Below are 18072 nucleotides of genomic sequence, written 5' to 3'. Positions count from 1 at the left end.
CGCTGCGTGCTCAGGACGGGGTGTTTCCCGTCGCCGAGAGCGGACTCTCGGGCACGGCGCCAGCCGGGGGCTGCTCGGAAGGAAGAGAAGTGGCGAGCGGGTGGGAAGGAATCATGTCCGGAAGCTCTTCCTGGACGCGCCGCGCGCGAGGAGACAACAGGAGGAGTCCGACGGCGCCCAGCACCGCGAACCCCAGGACGACGAACAAGAACGCGATGCCACGCCCGGTGCCGGTGCCCAGCACGCGCCCCACGCTGCCGGCGAACGCTCCGCCCGGCGCCATCCACGGCTCGAAGACGCGGTCCGCCAGGGGACCTGCGATCAACGTGGTGAGCAGCACCCCGGACTGTCCCACCGTCTTGCGCAGCGCGGACACCCGGCCCTGGATTTCCAACGGCACCTTGAGCTGCCAGATGACATGGGAGTTGGTCGTGGTGAGCGGCATGGAGAACAGGAACAGCGCCGCCGCTGTGGCGAGCAGCGGCACGCTGGGCGGCAGCGCGGCCAGCAGCAGCATGACCGAGGCGATGATGGGGAAGCCCGCGATGCCGAGGATGCGGCGCTTGGGGCCGCCCCACACGCTGGTGAGGATGCCGCCCGCCAGCAGGCCCATGCCGGAGATGGAGCCAATCAGTCCCAGGTGCTTCAGGTCCGTGAAGGCCAGCACCAGCGGCGTGAAGAGCAGGAGCACCAGTGCGAGGCTCGAGTTGGTGAACGTGCTGAAGGCCAGGATGTACGACAGGCCCGGCCTGTCCCGGACGAAGCGCCACCCCTCCGCCAGCTCCGCGCGCATGGAGCGAGGCCCCGCGCGCCGCACCGAGGCCCCGGGCGCGGACGGGAAGCGCACCACCACCAGCACGCCCGCGGCGAACAGGAAGCTGACCACGTCCATGAAGAGCACGCCGTGCAGGCCGATGCTCCCCACCAGCAGGCCCGCGAACAGGGGCGACGCAATCTGGCTGATCGCCCCGCCCAGCTCCGCCATGCCGCTGGCCCGCCCCAGGTGCTGCTTGGGAATGAGCAGCGGCGTCGTGGCCGTCCACGCAGGCCAGCGAAACGCATTGCAACAGCCCCCCAGCAGGACGATGGGGTACAGGTACCAGGCCTTGAACGCGAGCTGGCCCAGGTCATCCGCCACCAGCAGCAGCCAGATGAGCGCGGTGGTGAGGCCGGAGCCCACGTCGCTCCAAAGCATCGCCTTCCTGCGGTCCCACCGGTCCACCAGCACTCCGGCGAACGGCGACAACACCGCCAGGGGCAGCGTGGCGAAGAAGGAGATGAGCACGAAGCGCGTCGTGGAGCCGGTGAGCTGGTAGACGTGCGCGCCAAGCGCGAACGACGTCAACCCCGAGCCGAAGAGGGAGACGAACTGCCCCAGCCATACGAGGCCGAAGGTGAGAAGCGGGCGCGACGGTGAAGCAGGCGACGGGGCAGTCATTTCGCGTGGCGATGCGAGCTGGGTTGGCTGGCGAGCTTCCCACTGGCCAGGGGCACGGCACAGGAACTGGGCACTCCCAGATCAGCTTCACAGCCCTGACGCATTCTTGCAAACAGACTACCCGGACAGTCGCGCTGATACCTGCTGAAACACGGACGGTGCGTGTGGCCGAAGGGAGGTGGCGGGGGAGGGGGCCCTTGTTGCGAGCGGGCGGGCACGTCGCACCTTCTTGCTCAGCAACCCGTTCACCACTTCCAGGAGGCCTTCATGGCGCACACCGACAAGGATGTCGACACGCTCAATTCCTTCCTCCGGGGCGAGATTTCAGCGGTGGAGACCTACCGGCAGGCGTTGGGGCACATCGAGGATGACGTACGGCGTCGCACGCTGGAGGAGTGTCGACAGGACCACGAGCACCGCGTGGAGACGCTGCGCTCGCGCATCCTGCAGCTCGACGGCAAACCGGCGGAGGGCTCCGGCATCTGGGGCGCCTTCGCGAAGGTGGTCCAGGGCGGAGCGGACGTCCTGGGTGAGAACGCCGCCATCTCCGCGCTGGAGGAAGGCGAGGACCATGGCCTGCGCGACTACGAGCGCGACGCGGACAAGGTCCACGGCGACCTGCGGCGCTTCGTGCGCATGGAGCTGCTGCCCGCGCAGAAGAGTACGCACAAGAAGCTCAGTCACCTGAAGCACACCCTCCACTGATGACGTGACGGGTGGGAAACCCCAGGCCCGGGCCCCGCGACTCGTTCGCGGACCCGGGCCGTTTCCGTTGGGACTCTCAACTTCCAGGAATGCGCGCGGTGCCTTGAATGGCCGGGCGTCGACCTCGTCACAACCGGCGCGGGTTTCTTCTGAGGGAGTAGATCGCCGGGGTGGGGCTGGACGTCGAGGGTTTCACGCCGAGCGGATGGGGCCTGGAGGTTGGGGTTGTGGCGTGCGATAAACGGGGGTCCGCCGACGAGGCTGGAGGAGATGCATGTGGCTGGACGACAGCTCTTCGGAACGCGACGAGGTCTCCGGTGAAGCGCGGCGCGGAGACGAGCGGACCGTGGAGCCCGAGCCAAGGGAAGCGGAGCGCGAGAAGATGCCCCTGGCCCCCGTGGCGTTGAAGGAGAGCAGCCATGCGGGAGCGCTGAGCGCGACCTGTGAGGCGCTGTTCCGCTCCACCGAGGCGGCCCTGCCCTGGGCGTGGAAGCTGCTCCAACTGGCCAAGGGCCCTGGCGCCTTGTCGTCCGAGGCGCGTGGCGCGGCGCTGGAGTTCCTGGACCGCATTCCGCCGCACGTGCGCCGGGGCGTGAGCGAGCTGCTCGCCTTCAGCAACCTGTGGCAGGCGGTCTGCACCCGGCTGGGGCGCCCGGTGGCGCGCTCCACGGAGGAGCTGCTGCGAGAGCTGAACGAGGACCTGCAGCTGCTTCTGCGCGGCGCGCAGGCCCGGCTGGGGACGACGGCCGCGCTGGAGCAGGGCCTGCTGTTGCACCTGGGGCGCCTGCGCGAGTCGCGGGGCATGGAGCCTTCAGCCGCGCTGGAGCTGCGCGCCGCGCTGGACGCCTTCACCCACTCGGTGACGCAGGTGATGGCCGCGGCGAGCGCGTACCGTCGCGCGTGGGAGGCCGCGCAGGCGGAGCTGTCCGAGTCCGCGGAGTGGCTGGGCGCGGGAGACCCCGGCTTCTGCGCATGGCTGGCCGAGCACCTCTCCGCGTCCGTGCCCGCCTGGCGCGAGGCGCATGCGTCCAGTCGACTCCTTCAGGAGCTGGGCGCGCTGTCCGGTCCTCCGTAGGCGGGCTGCTCAGGCCTCCACGAGGATGCGGTGTCGGTACAGCTCCAGCAGGATGTCCTCGGACAGGTCCGCCTGCTTGTGCTCGCGCAGGTGGTGTCGCACGGCCTCCACCGGCTGCCGGCCGGTGAACTCCACGAGCAGGCCATAGGCCTCTCCGGGGAGGGCAATCGCGTCGAAGTCGCTGTATGCGCCCAGGGCCACGCTGCCGTCGGGCAGCCACTGCACGGTGGCGTCCGGGTTGAAGCGGAGGGTGCGCGGCAGTTGGGGTGAGACGGAGGTCGCGAACAGCTTCTCCACGGCCTTCAGCTCGATGACGCCGTCCAGGCCCAGCAGCTTGTCGAGTCCTTCCGCCGTCAGCCCACGCACCAGTTGGTAGCAGGCGCGGAAGTACTCCACCTCGCGGCCCGCGTGCTCCTTCCACAGCTCCGCGTAGACGCGCGTGGGGGGCGGCGCGTCGTCCAGGTCCTCCACGCCGAGCGGGACGCTGTTCAGCTCGGGGCGGTCCTTGCCGGAGAGGATGTAGTCCGGCAGCAGCTGGAGCGCCGTCCAGCGCGACAGTTGAATCTCCGTCAGCGTCAGGTACGTCTTGAGGGACATCCAGAACTTGCGGCCGTCGGCGCCCGAGACGTACTTGCAGAAGAAGGTGGAGCAGACGGCCTCGCGGTACGGCCAGATGGTGCAGCCGCCGCTCTCTTCGCCGTAGTAGGGGCAGCGCAGCGACGCGGCCCGGCCGAAGAACTGGTGCCCGTTCTTGTAGAGGAAGTTGAACTTCGCCGGGGGCTTCACCCACTGCGGCGTCACGCCGATGCGGCCCGCGATGCGCGCCTCCATGCGACCGCGTCCCTCGGCCAGCTCCGGGCGCTCATCCGACAGCAGGGCGCCGACGAGGTAGTTGGGCAGGCGGGGGAAGTAGGTGCAGCACTTGGTGTCGGGACGGAAGAAGCGGCTGACTCCGTCCACGGATTCCACGGCGCCCTCCGCGTTGTCCTTGCACATGGCGCACTTGGAGCACGTGGCCTTGGTCTCCTCGGGGACGTCCTGCCGGAAGAAGCCCGGGAGGAGGTCGCGGTAGAGCTCGGGGAGACTGTCGAGGAGGCGGGTCATGGGGCGGGGGGCTCGGGGGCTCTCGGAGGTGGGTCAGCGCGCGGAGGGGTCGTACCACTCGATGCGATAGGTACAGGACTCCGCGTCGTGACGGGTGCGGGAAATGGTGAGGCCCCGCACACCGATGCGATGCAGCCCTTCTTCCAGGACGCCCTCGACGAAGCCCTCGGTGACGTCCGGCTCGTTGAACCACAGCTCCGCGGTGGTGGGGTTCACCACGTTGACGCGCGTCTGCGTGAAGTTGTTGCCGCTGCGGAAGTTGTGCGTCATGCGGCCCAGCGAGCGCATGGGACCCAGCACGCGCGCCAGCGTGAGCACCGCCGAGCCCATGACCGTCTGCGCATAGCCTTCAATCATCCGCCGGGCGAGCCGCCGACGGGCCTCTTCCAGGGGCTTCTCCGGATAGAGGGATCGGCCGACCTCGTCCAGGCACCTCACCCACACGGAGTGGGGATAGGCGGCCTGGAGGGGGGCGTCCAGGTCCATGCCCAGCTCGCGCAGTTGGGTGCGCAGCTCGTAGGACAAATCCTTGTCGAGCGTCTTCAGGTAGAGGCTGTCCACCGTGTTGCCGAAGATGACGCGCTCCTGGCTCATGCGCTCGTGCCCCCGAGTGTCGCCGGCCTACCCGGGCCGGCGGACGCGCATTCTCCCCGGAGGTGACCTCCGGAGGCCAGTCCTGTCGACGACTACTCGCGGACCTCGTGCACGGGCAGCACGGGCGGTAGCACGCTGTTGCAGCCACGGCCCAGGTTGCCGAGGACGATGGAGTAGTCCGTGAAGTCGACGACGCGGTCCCCGTTGAAGTCCGCCGCCGGGCTGGCCGGGGGCACCCTCAGCCCGTAGTTGGCGAGCATGAAGCGGTAGTCCACGGAGTCCACGCAGCCGTTCCCATCCGTGTCGCCGGGGATGGGGAGCGGGCGCACGTCGTCGATGGGCGTGTAGCGGCCTCCCGACGCCTTGGCGACCTCCTGGACGAAGGTGAGGAAGAAGGGCTCGGGCGAAAGCGTGATGTGGTTGAAGAAGACATCCGCGTCGAAGACGAGCTGGAAGGGATTGGGGCTGTCGCGCAGCGGGTCGCCCGTCTTGAGCATGTTGCGGACCTTCCACTCCCACGAGCCTTCCTCCAGGTCGGGATAGCGCGTGGCGCTCGGAGGGCCGTAACAGAGCGTGGCCTCCGGCGTGCTGTTCTCCTCGCCGTCGGAGATGAGGCGGACGACCTTGCGTGCGTCGATGCCGGGGCCGAACTGGAGCAGCTCGTCGGCGGCGTCGCAGACAGCGAGCGCCAGGGGCGTCGCGCCCGCGCCCACGCTCAGCCGGCTCAGGCTCGCCACCGTCGTCGGGCCGTCCTCGAAGCCCTGCTCCCGGCGGTAGCCGCCGCCCTCGAACGTCCAGATGGCGAACAGGCGCGGCAGGGCGTTGGGCGTCTGGACGAAGTCGCGCCCGCGCACGAGCGCATCCGCGAAGCGCGTCTGTCCCGAGGCCCGCGTCGTCCTCATGGTGCCGCTGCGGTCAATCAAGATGATGACGTGCTCCTCGGTGAAGGCGTGCGCCGCGGTGCCGGACAGCAAGGCGAGTGAGAGTGCCGCGCCCGCGAGTGCACGCGGGGCCCACCGATTCAGGATACGGGCGAACATGGGTGTCTCCTTGTCGAGTTGCATCAGAACAGCTCCACCTTCACGGGGATGATGCTGTCGTTGCGCGTGCCATCACCGAGCTGGCCTTCCGCGTTGGCCCCCCAGGCCCACGTCGTGCCGTCCGAGCGCAAGGCCATGGAGTGGTGGTCTCCGGCGATGACGGCCACGACGCCCGTCATCCCCGCCACCATCACCGGGACATGGCGGTTCTCCAGGAAGCCGTCCCCAATCTGGCCGTCGAAGTTGAAGCCCCACGCGCGCACCGTGCCGTCCGAGCGCAGCGCCAGCGAGTGATAGTCCCCCGCGGTGATGGAGACGATGCCGCTCAGGTTCGCCACGGACACCGGCGCGTTCTGGCTCAGCGTGGAGTTGTTGCCCAGCTGTCCCGAGCCGTTGTAGCCCCAGGACCACACCGAGCCGTCCGAGCGCAGCGCCATGGAGTGGTAGCCCCCGGCGGTGATGGCCGTCATCGCCGACAGCCCCACCACCTGCACCGGCACGATGTGCCAGGCGTTGTTCCCGCTGCCAATCTGGCCATCGAAGTTGTAGCCCCACGCCCACACCGTGCCGTCGGAGCGCAGCGCCAGCGAGTGGCTGTGGCCGGCCGCGATGGCCGTCACGCCCGCCAGGCCTGTCACCTGCACGGGGTGGTTGCGGTCCACCGTCGTCCCGTCTCCCAATTGTCCGTAGCGGTTGAAGCCCCATCCCCACACCGTGCCGTCGTGGTGCAGCGCGAGCGAGTGGTACGCCCCCGCGGAGATGGCGGAGATGCCAGACAGGCCCGACACCGGCACGGGCTGGGAGCGGTTGGTGTTGGAGCCATCGCCCACCTCGCCCCGCGTGTTGACGCCCCAGGACCACACGGTGGTGTCGCCCTTGAGGACCACGGTGTGGCGGTGTCCGGCGGCCACGGCCACGCTGGCCGTCAGCCCCATGCGCGCGGGCAACAGCCGGTCCGCGCCCAGGCCGTTGCCCAACTGGCCCTCCTCGTTGTCGCCCCAGCTCCAGAGGTTGCCCGCCGCGTCCAGGTAGACGGAGTGCAGCTGTCCCGACGTCACCCCGGGGTTGCCCAGCGTGGTGTTGCCCACGCGCACCGGAGACATGCGGGGCAGGAAGGTGCCGTCACCGAGCTGGCCGAAGGCGTTGTCACCCCAGGACCACACGGTGCCATCCGCGCGCAGCGTCAGCGAGTGCTTGAAGCCCGCCACCAGCGTGACGCCGCCGCTGAGGCCCGCTTGAATCGGCAGCGTGCTGCTCGTCAGCGTGCCGTTGCCCAACTGGCGATAGCGGTTGTCACCCCAGGCCCACACCGCGCCGTCCACGCGGACCGCCAGCGAGTGGTAGTTGCCGGCGACCGCCGCCAGCACGTCCGTCAGCACCACCTGCACGGGGTAGGAGCGGTTGATTTTCGTCCCGTCGCCGAGCTGGCCCGTCGAGTTGAGTCCCCACGTCCACGCCGTGCCATTCGAACGCAGCGCCACGCAGTGGGACGCTCCCGCGGAGATGGTCACCACGCCGGCGAGCGACTGCACCTGCGCGGGCGTGCCCCGCGTCGTCACCGTGCCATCGCCCAACTGGCCACTGCGGTTGTCGCCCCAGGCCCACACGGTGCCGTCCGAGCGCAGCGCCAGCGACGTGTTGCCACCGGCCGCCACCGCGATGACGCCGCTCAGGCCCGCCACCTGTACGGGCAGCGTGCTGCTGGTCGCCGCGAGTGCGCCGAGCTGCTTGTAGCGGTTGTCGCCCCAGGCCCACACGGTGCCGTCCGAGCGCAGCGCCACCGAGTGCGAGAAGCCCGAGCCCACCGAGAGCACGCCGAACAGGCCCTGGGCGCGCACGGGCTCGTTGCTGGCGAGGACGGTGCCGTTGCCCAGCTGCCCCGAATAGTTGTCACCCCAGGACCACACGGTGCCATCCGAGCGCAGCGCCGCCGAGTGGTAGTCCCCCGAGGCCACCGCCACCGCGTCCTCCAGGTTCTTCACCTTCACCGGCGTGGGGCTGTCGGTGAACAGGCCATTGCCCAGCTGTCCCTGCCGGTTGTAGCCCCAGGCCCACACCGAGCCGTCCGAGTGGACGCCCACCGAGTGGTACTGACCCAGCGACAGCCGGGTGGCGGAGGCGCGGCCCGCGAGCGCCTGGCGCAGGGCCTGCTCGTGGGTGGAGGGGTCCTCGCCGCCGCAGCCCGTCCAAAGCCAGAGGCCGACGAAGAGCGCCCACGTCCAGCCAATCCTCGACGACAGGTGCGACTCGTTCAGGCTCATGGCCATCCCTTCGGTGTGCGCCGTCAGCGACGGCACCAGGTCTTGCCTTCGGTATCCTTGCAGCCGTCCACCACCCACCGGGCGATGAGCCGTCGCAGCTCCACGGGCAGCTCCATGCCGGCCATGGGCATGCCGGGCTTCGCTGCGACCAGGCCGTGCTCGGCCTCCAGCGCGCGCGTCTCCAGCCTGCGCCAGTACTCCTCGCCCGACTTCTTCTTGAGGTACGTCTTCAGGCCCTCCTCGTCGGCCGTGAAGGCGCTGGCCGCGCGAGGGCTCGTCGCGTGGCAGTGCACGCAGGTGGCGTCCCGGAAGAAGGGGCCCCAGAGATAGGCGAGCATCGTGGGAGGCACCGCCCCGGGCATGGCGGCGTCCTTCATCGCCAGCCGCGTCACGCGCGCGTCCAGCTCGCGCTCCTTCTCCACCCGCATCTCGTCGAACAGGCGGTGCAGGAGCCGGGCCTCGTCCAGCGAGAGCGGCACCTCCGGCATCTGTCGGTCCGCGCGCGCGTAGGGCGGCTGCTCGCGGCAGTACTCATACGTCCACTCGGGCGTGTAGAGCCCCAGTGACACCCCGTCCCGTCCGGAGAGGGGCTTGTCTCCGGCGTGACAGCTGGCGCAGCGCGCCTTCCAGAGGGTGTCCGCGTCCTTGCGCTCGGAGGCCGACAGCTTCGAGGTGGGGGCCTCCCTCGCCGGCAGCCGCACCGACAGGAGCGCGGCGACGTCCTTCACGTCGCCCGACTGGAGGGTGGGGTAGGCCATCATCCGGGGCGCGCGGCTGCCCTCCTTCTGGGAGAGGGTGCTGGGGCGCTTGAGGAAGGCGGCGAGCCCTCGCGAGGAGATGCGGGGCACCTTCTGTCCCGGATGCTCGAGGAGCTCCGGGGCATTCATGTAGGCCAGCGGCGTCTTGGCCAGATGCGCCAGCTTGTCCTCGCGCACGGGGATGGCGAAGTAGCGCGGGTCCGGCTCGCGCTTCTGGCGCTTCACGGCGACGTCGTTGATTTCGGCGTGGCAGCCAAAGCACTGGCTGTCCGTCCACCGGCCCAGGCCGTTGGCGAAGCGCGTCTGGGGCTCGGTGCGCTTGGACGTGTGGCAGCCGGTGCACTCCTGGGCCACGACGCCCTTGGCGGAGGCCAGGCTTCCCAGCACGAGGACGAGGAGGGCGAGCCGTCTCACGGCGCGCTCCCGGTGGGCTGGGTGAGCTTCACGCGCGAGGGGTCCTCCTCTGGCTCGGCGAGGCCTCGAAGCACGTCGCGGAAGTCCTCGGACGTCGCGTCCCCTGGTTTCGCCTGACAGCTCCGGTAGGCGCTCACCAGGGCATACCCGGACACCGACCACCGCGCTTCGGTGGAGCCGGCGGGTGGGGGCACCCGGGTGACGATGCACTGCTGGACCTGCTGCCTGCGCTGCTCCGGCGTCTGGCCGGGCTGGTCGGGGTCATCTCCCGAGCACGCGCACGCCGTCCATCCCATGAGTCCCGCCAGGACCCAGACCCATCGTGTCATCTCGAAAGCTCCCGAGCCGGGAGCGTCATGGCCGTCGCCATGGCCGCCCCCGGCTGCTGATGTGAGGGTTTGTCTTCGCGCGGGGCGCCTTGCCGACTAGCCGAAGTTGATGACCAGCGGCGTGGGCGTGCAGATGGCGGCGGAGTTGCTCGCCGCGGCCGGGGACATCGTCGCGGTCTGCGCCGTCAGGTTGAGCGTGAAGGACTTGATGTACGTCTCCCAGCCGACCTGCGGGTCGGACGTGACGAACAGGGAGGGGCTGAGCTGGGCGAGCTTGGCGGACTCGAAGAGCACGTTCCAGCTGTTGCCGCCCACGCCCAGGTTGGGCGTCGTCTGGAGCACGCCGTCCGTCACCAGTCGCTGGTTGATGGCGGGGACGTTCAGCAGGGGGCTGTTCGTCGCGCACAGCGGCACCGAGGCGCGCAGGGTGATGACCGGGTTGGCGGCGATATGGGCGCGCACCATCGCCTCGTCGGCGGGGAAGAAGTGGACGCTGAGTCCGCAGACGAGCGGATAGTTGCCGCCGACCACCGCCGGCCGGTAGTTGGTCGGCATGCCCTTGAGCAGGTCCGCGATTCCCGCCGAGGGCTGGCACGAGCCGGCCGAGGGCAGCGGGAGCAGCCGCGCGTCGGTGATGCCATGGCGGGTGATGAAGCCGTTGTACAGGTCCTGCGTGTGGGCGGTGGGGTGGAGGTTGACGAAGAGCCGCCTCATGCCAGCCACGGTGGCGACGGAGTCGGTCGGAATCTGCACGTACTGTGTATAGAAGACAGGGCCGCGATCCATCCCCATGTAGGGAACGAATACCATCTCAGACTCGCGGATGGTGCGCGCATAGTCGAGTGGCGGCGTGTCTGTCTGGGCCTGGGCGGACGTGACGGAAAGACACAACACGGCTGCGAGAGAAAGCTGAAGCAAGCGCATGGAGAAAGGGCCTGGTTGAAGGAAGGAAAGGAGGGGCGGAAGCCACCCCGAAGATGGCCTCCGCCCCGAAGTCATGGCGGTGCGGAATTACTGACCGATCAGCGCCCTGCAGCCCGCGTCTTCCATGTTCCAGCGGACGCGGCCCAGCTCGAAGCCGTCCAGGAGGCAGGTGACGTTCATGTTGGTCTTGACGGTGAAGTCCGTGGGACCCGGGTTGTACTGGATGTAGGTGACCTCGTTGCGCTCCAGGATGAGCTTCTCGTAGTTGGCGCGCATGGTGAAGATGGAGTTGGTCTGGTTGGAGACCTGGCCGTTGACCGGCGTCGTGTAGCGGCGGACCTCGTTGAACAGCTCGTCCTGGAGGCGGGCCTGGACGGCGTTCACGACGTTGATGAAGTTGGAGTCATTGGGCGCGGTGGGGCCCCAGACGCCGTTGTTGAGGTACTCGATGCGGATGCCGCACGCGTTCTCGGACGAACACGTGACCAGGCGCTCGAAGAAGGCGCGAACTTCGATGTCCACGCAGGAGCTCAGGTGGAACGCCGCGAAGGCGCTGGCCTGCTCGAACAGCGAGCGCCAGTTCACCGTGAAGCGCGCCTGACGGGTCACGTTGTGGGTCTTGATGTCCCAGTCAATCTGGGCCGTCATGATGTTGTCCCACTGGGCGCCCGTGGCCATCAGGGCGCGCAGCTGGTTGGTCCAACCCGGCAGGGTGGTGGCCTGGAAGGAGATGTCCTGCGCGACGACGCTGCCGCCGAGCGCGGGCAGGGTGTTGAACTTGTACATCACGTTGGTGTTGATGTCGTACGGCTGGGTCGGGTCCAGGTGGGTGAAGCAGTTGGGCACCGGGACGTCGCGGCCGTTGACGACGATGATCTCCATCTCGCAGTCGATCTCCACGCGGCCGTTGACCGGCGCGTACCCGGAGAGGACGAACTGGGTGGTGGAGCGGTTGGCCGGAGCCGGGGCGATCTGGAAGCCCTTCGCCGCGGCCTCCGTCGACAGGCGGTTGAGTGCGCCCAGGTCGCTGGTGGTCGAGAACGAGCCGCCCAGGTTCGCCAGCTCCATGCCCGCGAAGAAGCCGAACACGGGGATGAAGGAGGTGATCTGGAAGCGGGGGACGGGGTTGGTCGTCGTGGGCGACTGGACGGCGATGCCGCCGCGGCGCGGGACGTAATAGACGAGGTTGAGGTTGTCCGTGTCGCCCAGGAGCGTGAACGCGTCCTGCACAATCGGAGAGAAGTGCTGCGACATGGGCCTGGCGGCGGGGGACATCGGCGCGGCGAGGGCTTGCGTCGCAGAAAGCGACAGCGCGGCTACGGCGGTAGCGGAGAGGAACTTCTTCATGAGAGACATTCCTTTGTGTGGCGTGAGGACTGGAGGGCGCACCCTTCCCGTGCCTGCGAGCCGAGGGCTCGCAAACCGCGTGTTGGCGTCTTCGGTTCCCCGCCATGCGAGCGTGGGTACCGAGGCCGTTCCGAGTGCTGTGTTTGGACTCCCCCCCATTTGTCCAAGGGCGATGATTGGACTTGGACGGTGGCATCCTACCGATTGCGGGCCAGACTGCCAGTGCGGGTTAGGCTAAATCGACTTTGTCTTGAAAGGTTATTTTGTCGGTGAAATCTGGTTTGCTTTTGTTTGTGGTTTCCCGAGGGGTCCGACGGATTCACCGCCCCTTCCATGGCGGATGCGTGTCAATGACGGGGCCTCACGGCAGGAGCACGAAAGGGTGTGTGGCTTCACTGGGAGGCGATCTGCGTGAAAACCGCACGTCCGCCCGCGTCGTGGCTTGAGCACGTGAGGCCAAGGCCGGTGGGGGCCGGGCGCGGAGATCGGAACCGTGAGGGCACGGTGCCTGTGCGCCAACGGCGGCCCGAGGTGTCCCGGTGGTGCACCGTGCCTTGTCGCCGGCCAGGCGAGCGCGTCGCACCAGGTAGGGCCGCTGGGAGCGGAAGTCTTCTGTCCCGCTGCTCGCGCCGAGCTGGAGTGCGCGGGTGACACTCGCTCCGCGTGCGTCATGCCGCGACTCGCGTGAGGAAGGTGGGTGTGAGTGAGCGCGTGAGTCGTTCACCACCCGTACGAGTGCGTGAGACATGGATGATGAAGGGGCACGACATCGTCACCGCGCGGAGGAAGTGTCCGCTACACTGCACGGCCAATGCTGTGGGTCACCTCACCGGTGGGCTTGCGCGGGACACGTGCCATGGACGGCTCTGGTTCCATCCCTTCCTTCGCCGTGCGCCGTGGCGAGGACGCGCTGGCTCGCGTGCGGGACTCGATGGCGCACAAGTTTCCCCACTTCCTCCCCGTGGCGCGTCGGTCGCTGTCCGCGCTGGTGGGCTTCTGTGATGGCTGGCAGCGGACGTTTCCGGCGCGCCAGGCCTCGGGCGTGGTGCCGGAGCTGACGAGCTGGGAGCGCTTCCTCTCCACGGAGCCTCGCACGCGGCGCATCATGTTGACGGTGCAGCCCCTGGGGGTGGACACCTCGACGGGCACCTGGGCCCCGGTGCTGCTCGCCCAGGTGGCGCGCTGGCATCGGGACACGCGAGGGCGCCGCTACAACCAGCCCACGGATGTGTGGCTCGCGGGGCTGGGGCGTGAGGGGCTGGACGCCCGGCAGCGTGTCTCCGACGACAGCGTGCTCACGGTGGCCGTCACCAGCGAGGGCGGAGGCTTTCGGATGGCCCGGCTGCCGTTGGATGACGCGCAGCTGACTCCGGAGGCGGTGGCCGGGCGGCTTGCGGACTGCGCGCCGTGTACGCTCGCCGAGGCGCGTCGGGCCGGGTGGCATCCCCAGGTGGTGGTGGACGTCGCGGGCCGGGGGCGCAGCGCGTGGACGTCGCATCTGCTGACGACGAGCACCTGGCTGGGCGCCCGGGTGGAGCCTGGAACCGGCTCGCTGGAGCTGGCGTTCGACCATCTGGTGATGGATGGCAGCGCGATGATGGAGGTGTCGCGGGCCATCGCCTCGGCGCTGCCCCGGAAGGGACGCGCGGCCGCTGATGAATGGCTCACGGGGGCCGAGGACCCCTCGCCGCTCTTGCGCGTGGAGCTCCCGGAGCGGCTGGACTTCCGCAACCTCGCCTGTGCCTCGCTGGTGGCGCTGGGGCGCTCCAGCGGGGGCCTGCTGCGCTCCGACAACCCCACCATGCTGGTGCCGGTGTTGCCGGATGCGCCGTCGTCCGTGGCGCGGCCCTGGCGGCGCATCCGCATCGCGGTGATTCCCACCAGGACGAGCCAGGGGCCGGTGACGCCCGAGCAGGTGTCATTGCTGCTGGAGCGCACGCGAGGGGAGGGCGGGGTGTTGGAGGATATCTTCTCCACCTTGTATTCGCCGGCGCTGCCCTGGTGGATGCCGTCGCTGACCACGCATGGCTTCGCCTTCACGCCGGGACTGCGACAGGTGGCCACCGCGCTGTGTGGCAACGCCCTCTTGTCGAAAATCACCATCGAGGTGGAGGACGAGGCCGCCCTGGAGCGGCACCTCCCCATCTACTTCAACACCATGCGGCCGCTGCCCGCCGTGGGGGGCGGTGTGGCCCTCTGCGTGACGGAAGTGTTGTGCGCGACGCGCAAGGGCGTGCGCAAGCGCTTCTTCGGCGCTATCGCTGGCAGCGGCCCCTTCACCGCCCGAGAGCGGCTCACTGCTTTTCGGACGGAGCTCGAGCGCGAGGTGCTGCTTCGTGCCCGTCCCCCGATATCCCCTTCCCCCTGACCCGCCGTCCCCTCCGGCGCAGAGAGTCCCCCCACTCATGGTCAATCCCCCCGACCCTGGCCGCATCGTCCCGCGACTGAATCTGAAGTTTCACTTCGACGCCACGTTCCCCCGCGTGTGGCATCACAACGGTCTGGGTTCCACGCAGCTATGGAACGGGCTCAACATGCTCTTCCCCGAGGGAGAGCGGTTCATCGTGCGCAGCGTCAATCACTACCTTCATGCCCTGGATGACGCGCCGGAGCTGCGCGCGCAGGTGAAGGCGTTCTTCGCCCAGGAGGGCAAGCACGCGCGGGAGCACCAGGACTACATCGAGCTGCTGGAGTCCCAGGGCTACGTCATCTCCGGCTTCATGCGGGCCTATCACCGCATCGTCTGGGGCTTCATCTTCAAGTACTTCCCGCCGGTCCTGCGGCTGTCCATCGCCGCCGCGCTGGAGCACTACACGGCCATCATGGGCGAGAACACGCTGACGCTTGGCGTGTTCGCGGATGGCCACCCGGCCATGCGCGCGCTCATCGAGTGGCACGCCGCCGAGGAGATTGAACACAAGTCCGTGGCCTTTGACGTGCTGCGCAAGGTGGCGCCCGGCTATGCGCTGCGGGTGACGGGGATGTGCGCGGCCGTCATCGCGCTGTTTGGCCTGTGGTTCGCGGCCACCGTGACGCTGCTGCGGCAGGAGCCCGGGCTGGGGTGGACAGGAGTGTGGCGCGAGCTGCGGCGCGCCCACGAGAAGGACCCGGTCCTGGTGCGGGTGGTGTGGCGCGGCCTCAAGGAATACCTGCGGCCCTCCTTCCATCCGTTGGACAACGACAACCTGCACATCGCCCGGGCCCACCTGGCGACGCTTGAAGAGCCCTCCCGCGCGGAGGCCGCCTGAGCCGTTCCGCCGAGCCCACCACGAGGACTTCCGGAAGCACGAGGCGTCCTCGCGGGCGGAGGCTGCTCACGATGTTGACCTCGCCGCGCCTGGCCGTCGCCGCCCTCCTGTCCGTGGCCGTTCCGTCGGGCGCGGAGGCCTTCTGGGTAAAGGACCACCACGCGTTGACCGAGGCCGCCATTGAACGGGCCCTGGCGGCGGGGGGCCCCCGCTCCCTGGCCGCGCACCGGGACGCGGTGCTGCACGGCGCCACCGCCGAGGACCTCAACCTCCACGTGAAGTGGACGGGCTGGCACCACTTCTACCGGCCGGAGGGCGCGCTGGACTCCTCCTTGCGCGCGGGCTCCGACGCGCGCGTGCGGATGCTCTGGGAAGAGGCCCTGGATGCCGCGCGAGGGGGAGATTGGGCGCGGGCGTGGGACAGGGCCGGGCACCTGTCGCATCACATCCAGGACGTGGCCTCGCCGCCGCATGTGGTGCCGGTGAATCATGGCTTCGCGGATGGCTTCGAGGGCTGGGGGCTGCGCGACGTGCTGACGCGGCTGCCTTCCCGCGAAGTCGAGCCGCTGCCGGGGCCCGAGGCGCAGCACGCGCTCGCGAGCGAGACGCTGGAGGCGGTGCGCACCCAGTTCCTGCGCGCGGAGGACGGCGTCGAGCTTCCCTGGAGCACGTTCTGGGTGGAGCCGGATGCCCGGCGTCCGGGCTCCTTCGGTGTCTACGGGAGCGTGGGCAATGCCTTCGGTCAGGCCGAGCCTCGCTGGAAGGATGGCGCGCACCGCGTGGCGCCCGCGACGTACGACGCCTTCATGGCGGACCGGGCCGCCGCGGCGGTGGCGTATACCCAGGCATTCCTGACGTGGGCGGGTGCTCGCTTCGAGGAGGTCGCCGCACCGGACGCACCTGCCTTCACGGCGCGAGGCTTCATCCCGTCGCCGGAGCTGTCGCTGCAGGCGCTGGGCGGCATGACTCAAGATTCGCGAGGCGGCACACCCGTCGCGGGACTGCGCGCGGGGCTGCCGTTGCCGCATGCGCTGCGGCTGTCCGTGGAGTGGACGCGGGGCCTGGGGCTGGGGAGCCGTCCGCCGCCAGCGGGTGGGTGGAGTCTGTCGGTGTTGTCTCCGCCGCTGTGGGCCTGGCGACCGGCCTATTCCGTGGGCGTGGACGTGCGGGCTTCTCTGGGCGTGGGGTTGTTCTCCCAGGAAGGGGGGACTCGCTTCGGCGTGCCGGTGGGACTGCGCGCGAGTGCGCTGCTCGGCGGGCCGTTCCTCGCGAGCACGGAGCTGCGCTACCAGGGGCTGCGTCCGCTCTCCAGCGAGTGGACCCATGGGTTCGCGTGGACACTCGGCTTCGGTGTCGCACTGGGTGACCGCTGACGCGTGAGATGTCTCGGGAATGAAACGCGAATCGCCGCGTTGTCGCGCGCGTCCCCCCGAGTGCATCACGGCCCCTTGGAGCCGTTGTCATGAAGACTTCGCGAAGGAAGTTCCTGCAGTACTCCGCCGCGGGCGCGTCGCTGCTCGCGCTCGGACCCGAGGCGATGGCCGCGTCGAAGAAGGGCGCGAAGAAGCGCATCCTCATCCTGGGCGGCACGGGGTTTCTGGGCCCCGCCGTGGTGGAGGCCGCGAAAGCACGGGGCCATTCGCTGACGCTCTTCAACCGCGGCAAGACGCGCCCCGAGCTCTTCCCCGACGTGGAGAAGCTGCGCGGCGACAGAGACCCGGACAAGGACGAGGGACTCAAGGCGCTGAAGGGGCGCAAGTGGGACGCGGTGGTGGACACGTCCGGTTACTACCCGCGCATGGTCCGCGCCTCGGCCGGGCTGCTGGCGCCGAACGTGAAGCAGTATGTCTTCATCTCCAGCGTGTCCGCCTACGCCAGCGACAAGACGCCGCGCGAGGACGAGAGCGGCCCCACGGCGACGCTGGCGGACCCCACTGTCGAAAGCATGGGCAAGGACTACGAGTTCTACGGAGGACTCAAGCGCGCCTGCGAGGAGGCCGCCGAGGCCGCGTTCCCGGGACGCGTGGCCAACATCCGTCCCGGTTACATCGTCGGGCCGGATGACCGCTCGGACCGCTTCACGTACTGGCCGGTGCGCTTCGACAAGGGCGGGGAGATGCTCGCGCCCGGGACGCCGAAGGACCCGCTGCAAATCATCGACGTGCGAGACCTGGCCGAGTGGCTGGTGTTGCTCATCGAAGGACAGGTCAACGGCGTCTTCAACGCGGTGGGCCCCGCGGAGCCGTGGTCCATGGGCGCGATGCTGGACACGTGCCGGCAGGTGACGGGGCGGGACACGAAGGTGACGTGGGTGCCCGCGGAGTTCCTGGAGAAGCAAGGCGAGACGGGCGATGTCCGCCTCCCCATCTACATGCCGCCCGCCGGCACCAGCCTGGGCACGCACCTTCGCAGCAACGCGAAGGCGGTGAAGGCGGGGCTGAAGTTCCGTCCGGTGGACGTCACCGTCCGCGACACGCTGGCGTACTTCAAGGGGCTGCCCGAGGAGCGCCGGAACAAGCCGCGCGCGGGGCTGCCCGCGGAGCGCGAGGCGGAACTGCTGGCGCTGTGGCGCAAGGCCCGGGCTCCAGAAGAAAAGCCGGCCGCGACTCCGGCCCCCGCGGCTTCTGGCAAGGGCGGGTAGCGCCCTTCGTCGAGTGTCCGCACGGGCACTGACTCCCGCACGCTGGACGCACCCCGGGCCGTCGCTCCCGGGGGCGCTAGCGCTTCGTGCGGCCCCTGCTTCATGGTTGCCGAGTTTCCCTACCTGTCACGAGCGCCGCGCAAGCTCCGACGTGTGAGGGGCTCCCACCGTGGCCCCTGTCCGCCTGGACAGCG

At 69.3% G+C, this 18072-nt stretch carries 15 protein-coding genes; 6 read left to right on the top strand and 9 right to left on the bottom strand.

Annotated elements, in window-relative coordinates:
* Window positions 1-10: 10 nt before the first annotated feature.
* Window positions 11-1438: an MFS transporter gene (locus tag HUA74_RS30100; RefSeq protein ID WP_141646271.1), complete on the bottom strand. Its 1428-nt coding sequence runs from the start codon at window positions 1436-1438 to the stop codon at window positions 11-13.
* Between the two features lie 267 nt (window positions 1439-1705).
* On the opposite strand from HUA74_RS30100, the gene HUA74_RS30095 reads away from it, so the two are divergent.
* A complete protein-coding gene (locus HUA74_RS30095; protein WP_174457288.1) occupies window positions 1706-2143 on the top strand; it encodes a DUF2383 domain-containing protein in 438 nt (145 codons plus the stop codon).
* 274 nt (window positions 2144-2417) lie between these two features.
* Window positions 2418-3218, top strand: coding sequence for a hypothetical protein (locus tag HUA74_RS30090; protein WP_141646269.1), 801 nt, complete (start codon window positions 2418-2420; stop codon window positions 3216-3218).
* A 9-nt stretch (window positions 3219-3227) separates the two neighbouring features.
* Here HUA74_RS30090 and HUA74_RS30085 read toward each other — a convergent pair whose 3' ends face one another.
* The 8 genes from HUA74_RS30085 to HUA74_RS30050 form a co-directional block, all read right to left on the bottom strand.
* The gene (locus tag HUA74_RS30085; RefSeq protein ID WP_174457287.1) at window positions 3228-4322 is read right to left on the bottom strand and encodes a hypothetical protein; all 1095 of its coding nucleotides are present in this window, start codon (window positions 4320-4322) and stop codon (window positions 3228-3230) included.
* Window positions 4323-4355: 33 nt separating this feature from the next.
* Window positions 4356-4916, bottom strand: coding sequence for a DUF2378 family protein (locus tag HUA74_RS30080; RefSeq protein WP_141648788.1), 561 nt, complete (start codon window positions 4914-4916; stop codon window positions 4356-4358).
* A 92-nt stretch (window positions 4917-5008) separates the two neighbouring features.
* Window positions 5009-5956, bottom strand: coding sequence for a VWA domain-containing protein (locus tag HUA74_RS30075; protein ID WP_174457286.1), 948 nt, complete (start codon window positions 5954-5956; stop codon window positions 5009-5011).
* A 23-nt stretch (window positions 5957-5979) separates the two neighbouring features.
* Window positions 5980-8217 carry an RCC1 repeat-containing protein gene (locus HUA74_RS30070; protein ID WP_174457285.1) on the bottom strand — a complete coding sequence of 746 codons (2238 nt, stop codon included), beginning with the start codon at window positions 8215-8217 and terminating at the stop codon, window positions 5980-5982.
* 23 nt (window positions 8218-8240) lie between these two features.
* Window positions 8241-9389: a hypothetical protein gene (locus HUA74_RS30065; RefSeq protein ID WP_174457284.1), complete on the bottom strand. Its 1149-nt coding sequence runs from the start codon at window positions 9387-9389 to the stop codon at window positions 8241-8243.
* On the bottom strand, window positions 9386-9718 hold the full coding sequence (locus tag HUA74_RS30060; RefSeq protein WP_174457283.1) for a hypothetical protein: 333 nt from the start codon (window positions 9716-9718) through the stop codon (window positions 9386-9388). Before HUA74_RS30060 ends, HUA74_RS30065 begins: the two co-directional genes overlap by 4 nt.
* A gap of 96 nt (window positions 9719-9814) precedes the next feature.
* Window positions 9815-10642 carry a hypothetical protein gene (locus HUA74_RS30055; RefSeq protein ID WP_141648793.1) on the bottom strand — a complete coding sequence of 276 codons (828 nt, stop codon included), beginning with the start codon at window positions 10640-10642 and terminating at the stop codon, window positions 9815-9817.
* Between the two features lie 87 nt (window positions 10643-10729).
* Window positions 10730-11989 carry a hypothetical protein gene (locus HUA74_RS30050; protein WP_141648794.1) on the bottom strand — a complete coding sequence of 420 codons (1260 nt, stop codon included), beginning with the start codon at window positions 11987-11989 and terminating at the stop codon, window positions 10730-10732.
* 856 nt (window positions 11990-12845) lie between these two features.
* Here HUA74_RS30050 and HUA74_RS30045 point away from each other — a divergent pair.
* The 4 genes from HUA74_RS30045 (at window position 12846) to HUA74_RS30030 (ending at window position 17878) form a co-directional block, all read left to right on the top strand.
* Entirely contained in the window at window positions 12846-14357 is a 1512-nt protein-coding gene (locus HUA74_RS30045) for a hypothetical protein (RefSeq protein WP_254614344.1), read from the top strand.
* Between the two features lie 37 nt (window positions 14358-14394).
* On the top strand, window positions 14395-15237 hold the full coding sequence (locus HUA74_RS30040; RefSeq protein WP_141648290.1) for a metal-dependent hydrolase: 843 nt from the start codon (window positions 14395-14397) through the stop codon (window positions 15235-15237).
* A 71-nt stretch (window positions 15238-15308) separates the two neighbouring features.
* Window positions 15309-16610 carry a hypothetical protein gene (locus HUA74_RS30035; RefSeq protein WP_174457281.1) on the top strand — a complete coding sequence of 434 codons (1302 nt, stop codon included), beginning with the start codon at window positions 15309-15311 and terminating at the stop codon, window positions 16608-16610.
* Window positions 16611-16699: 89 nt separating this feature from the next.
* Entirely contained in the window at window positions 16700-17878 is a 1179-nt protein-coding gene (locus HUA74_RS30030; RefSeq protein ID WP_174457280.1) for an NAD-dependent epimerase/dehydratase family protein, read from the top strand.
* The last annotated feature ends 194 nt before the right edge of the window (window positions 17879-18072 follow it).

The organism is Myxococcus sp. CA051A (assembly GCF_013336705.1).
Lineage (GTDB): Bacteria > Myxococcota > Myxococcia > Myxococcales > Myxococcaceae > Myxococcus > Myxococcus llanfairpwllgwyngyllgogerychwyrndrobwllllantysiliogogogochensis.
This window is presented reverse-complemented; position numbering and strand designations above follow the sequence as displayed.

What these genes read in the sequence shown, in the direction of transcription:
- HUA74_RS30100 (WP_141646271.1), bottom strand. Translation starts at nt 1,438, where the DNA reads ATGACTGCCCCGTCGCCTGCTTCACCGTCGCGCCCGCTTCTCACCTTC.
- HUA74_RS30050 (WP_141648794.1), bottom strand. Translation starts at nt 11,989, where the DNA reads ATGAAGAAGTTCCTCTCCGCTACCGCCGTAGCCGCGCTGTCGCTTTCT.
- HUA74_RS30085 (WP_174457287.1), bottom strand. Translation starts at nt 4,322, where the DNA reads ATGACCCGCCTCCTCGACAGTCTCCCCGAGCTCTACCGCGACCTCCTC.
- HUA74_RS30040 (WP_141648290.1), top strand. Translation starts at nt 14,395, where the DNA reads ATGGTCAATCCCCCCGACCCTGGCCGCATCGTCCCGCGACTGAATCTG.
- HUA74_RS30055 (WP_141648793.1), bottom strand. Translation starts at nt 10,642, where the DNA reads ATGCGCTTGCTTCAGCTTTCTCTCGCAGCCGTGTTGTGTCTTTCCGTC.
- HUA74_RS30090 (WP_141646269.1), top strand. Translation starts at nt 2,418, where the DNA reads ATGTGGCTGGACGACAGCTCTTCGGAACGCGACGAGGTCTCCGGTGAA.
- HUA74_RS30070 (WP_174457285.1), bottom strand. Translation starts at nt 8,217, where the DNA reads ATGAGCCTGAACGAGTCGCACCTGTCGTCGAGGATTGGCTGGACGTGG.
- HUA74_RS30075 (WP_174457286.1), bottom strand. Translation starts at nt 5,956, where the DNA reads ATGTTCGCCCGTATCCTGAATCGGTGGGCCCCGCGTGCACTCGCGGGC.
- HUA74_RS30035 (WP_174457281.1), top strand. Translation starts at nt 15,309, where the DNA reads ATGTTGACCTCGCCGCGCCTGGCCGTCGCCGCCCTCCTGTCCGTGGCC.
- HUA74_RS30045 (WP_254614344.1), top strand. Translation starts at nt 12,846, where the DNA reads ATGGACGGCTCTGGTTCCATCCCTTCCTTCGCCGTGCGCCGTGGCGAG.
- HUA74_RS30030 (WP_174457280.1), top strand. Translation starts at nt 16,700, where the DNA reads ATGAAGACTTCGCGAAGGAAGTTCCTGCAGTACTCCGCCGCGGGCGCG.
- HUA74_RS30095 (WP_174457288.1), top strand. Translation starts at nt 1,706, where the DNA reads ATGGCGCACACCGACAAGGATGTCGACACGCTCAATTCCTTCCTCCGG.
- HUA74_RS30060 (WP_174457283.1), bottom strand. Translation starts at nt 9,718, where the DNA reads ATGACACGATGGGTCTGGGTCCTGGCGGGACTCATGGGATGGACGGCG.
- HUA74_RS30080 (WP_141648788.1), bottom strand. Translation starts at nt 4,916, where the DNA reads ATGAGCCAGGAGCGCGTCATCTTCGGCAACACGGTGGACAGCCTCTAC.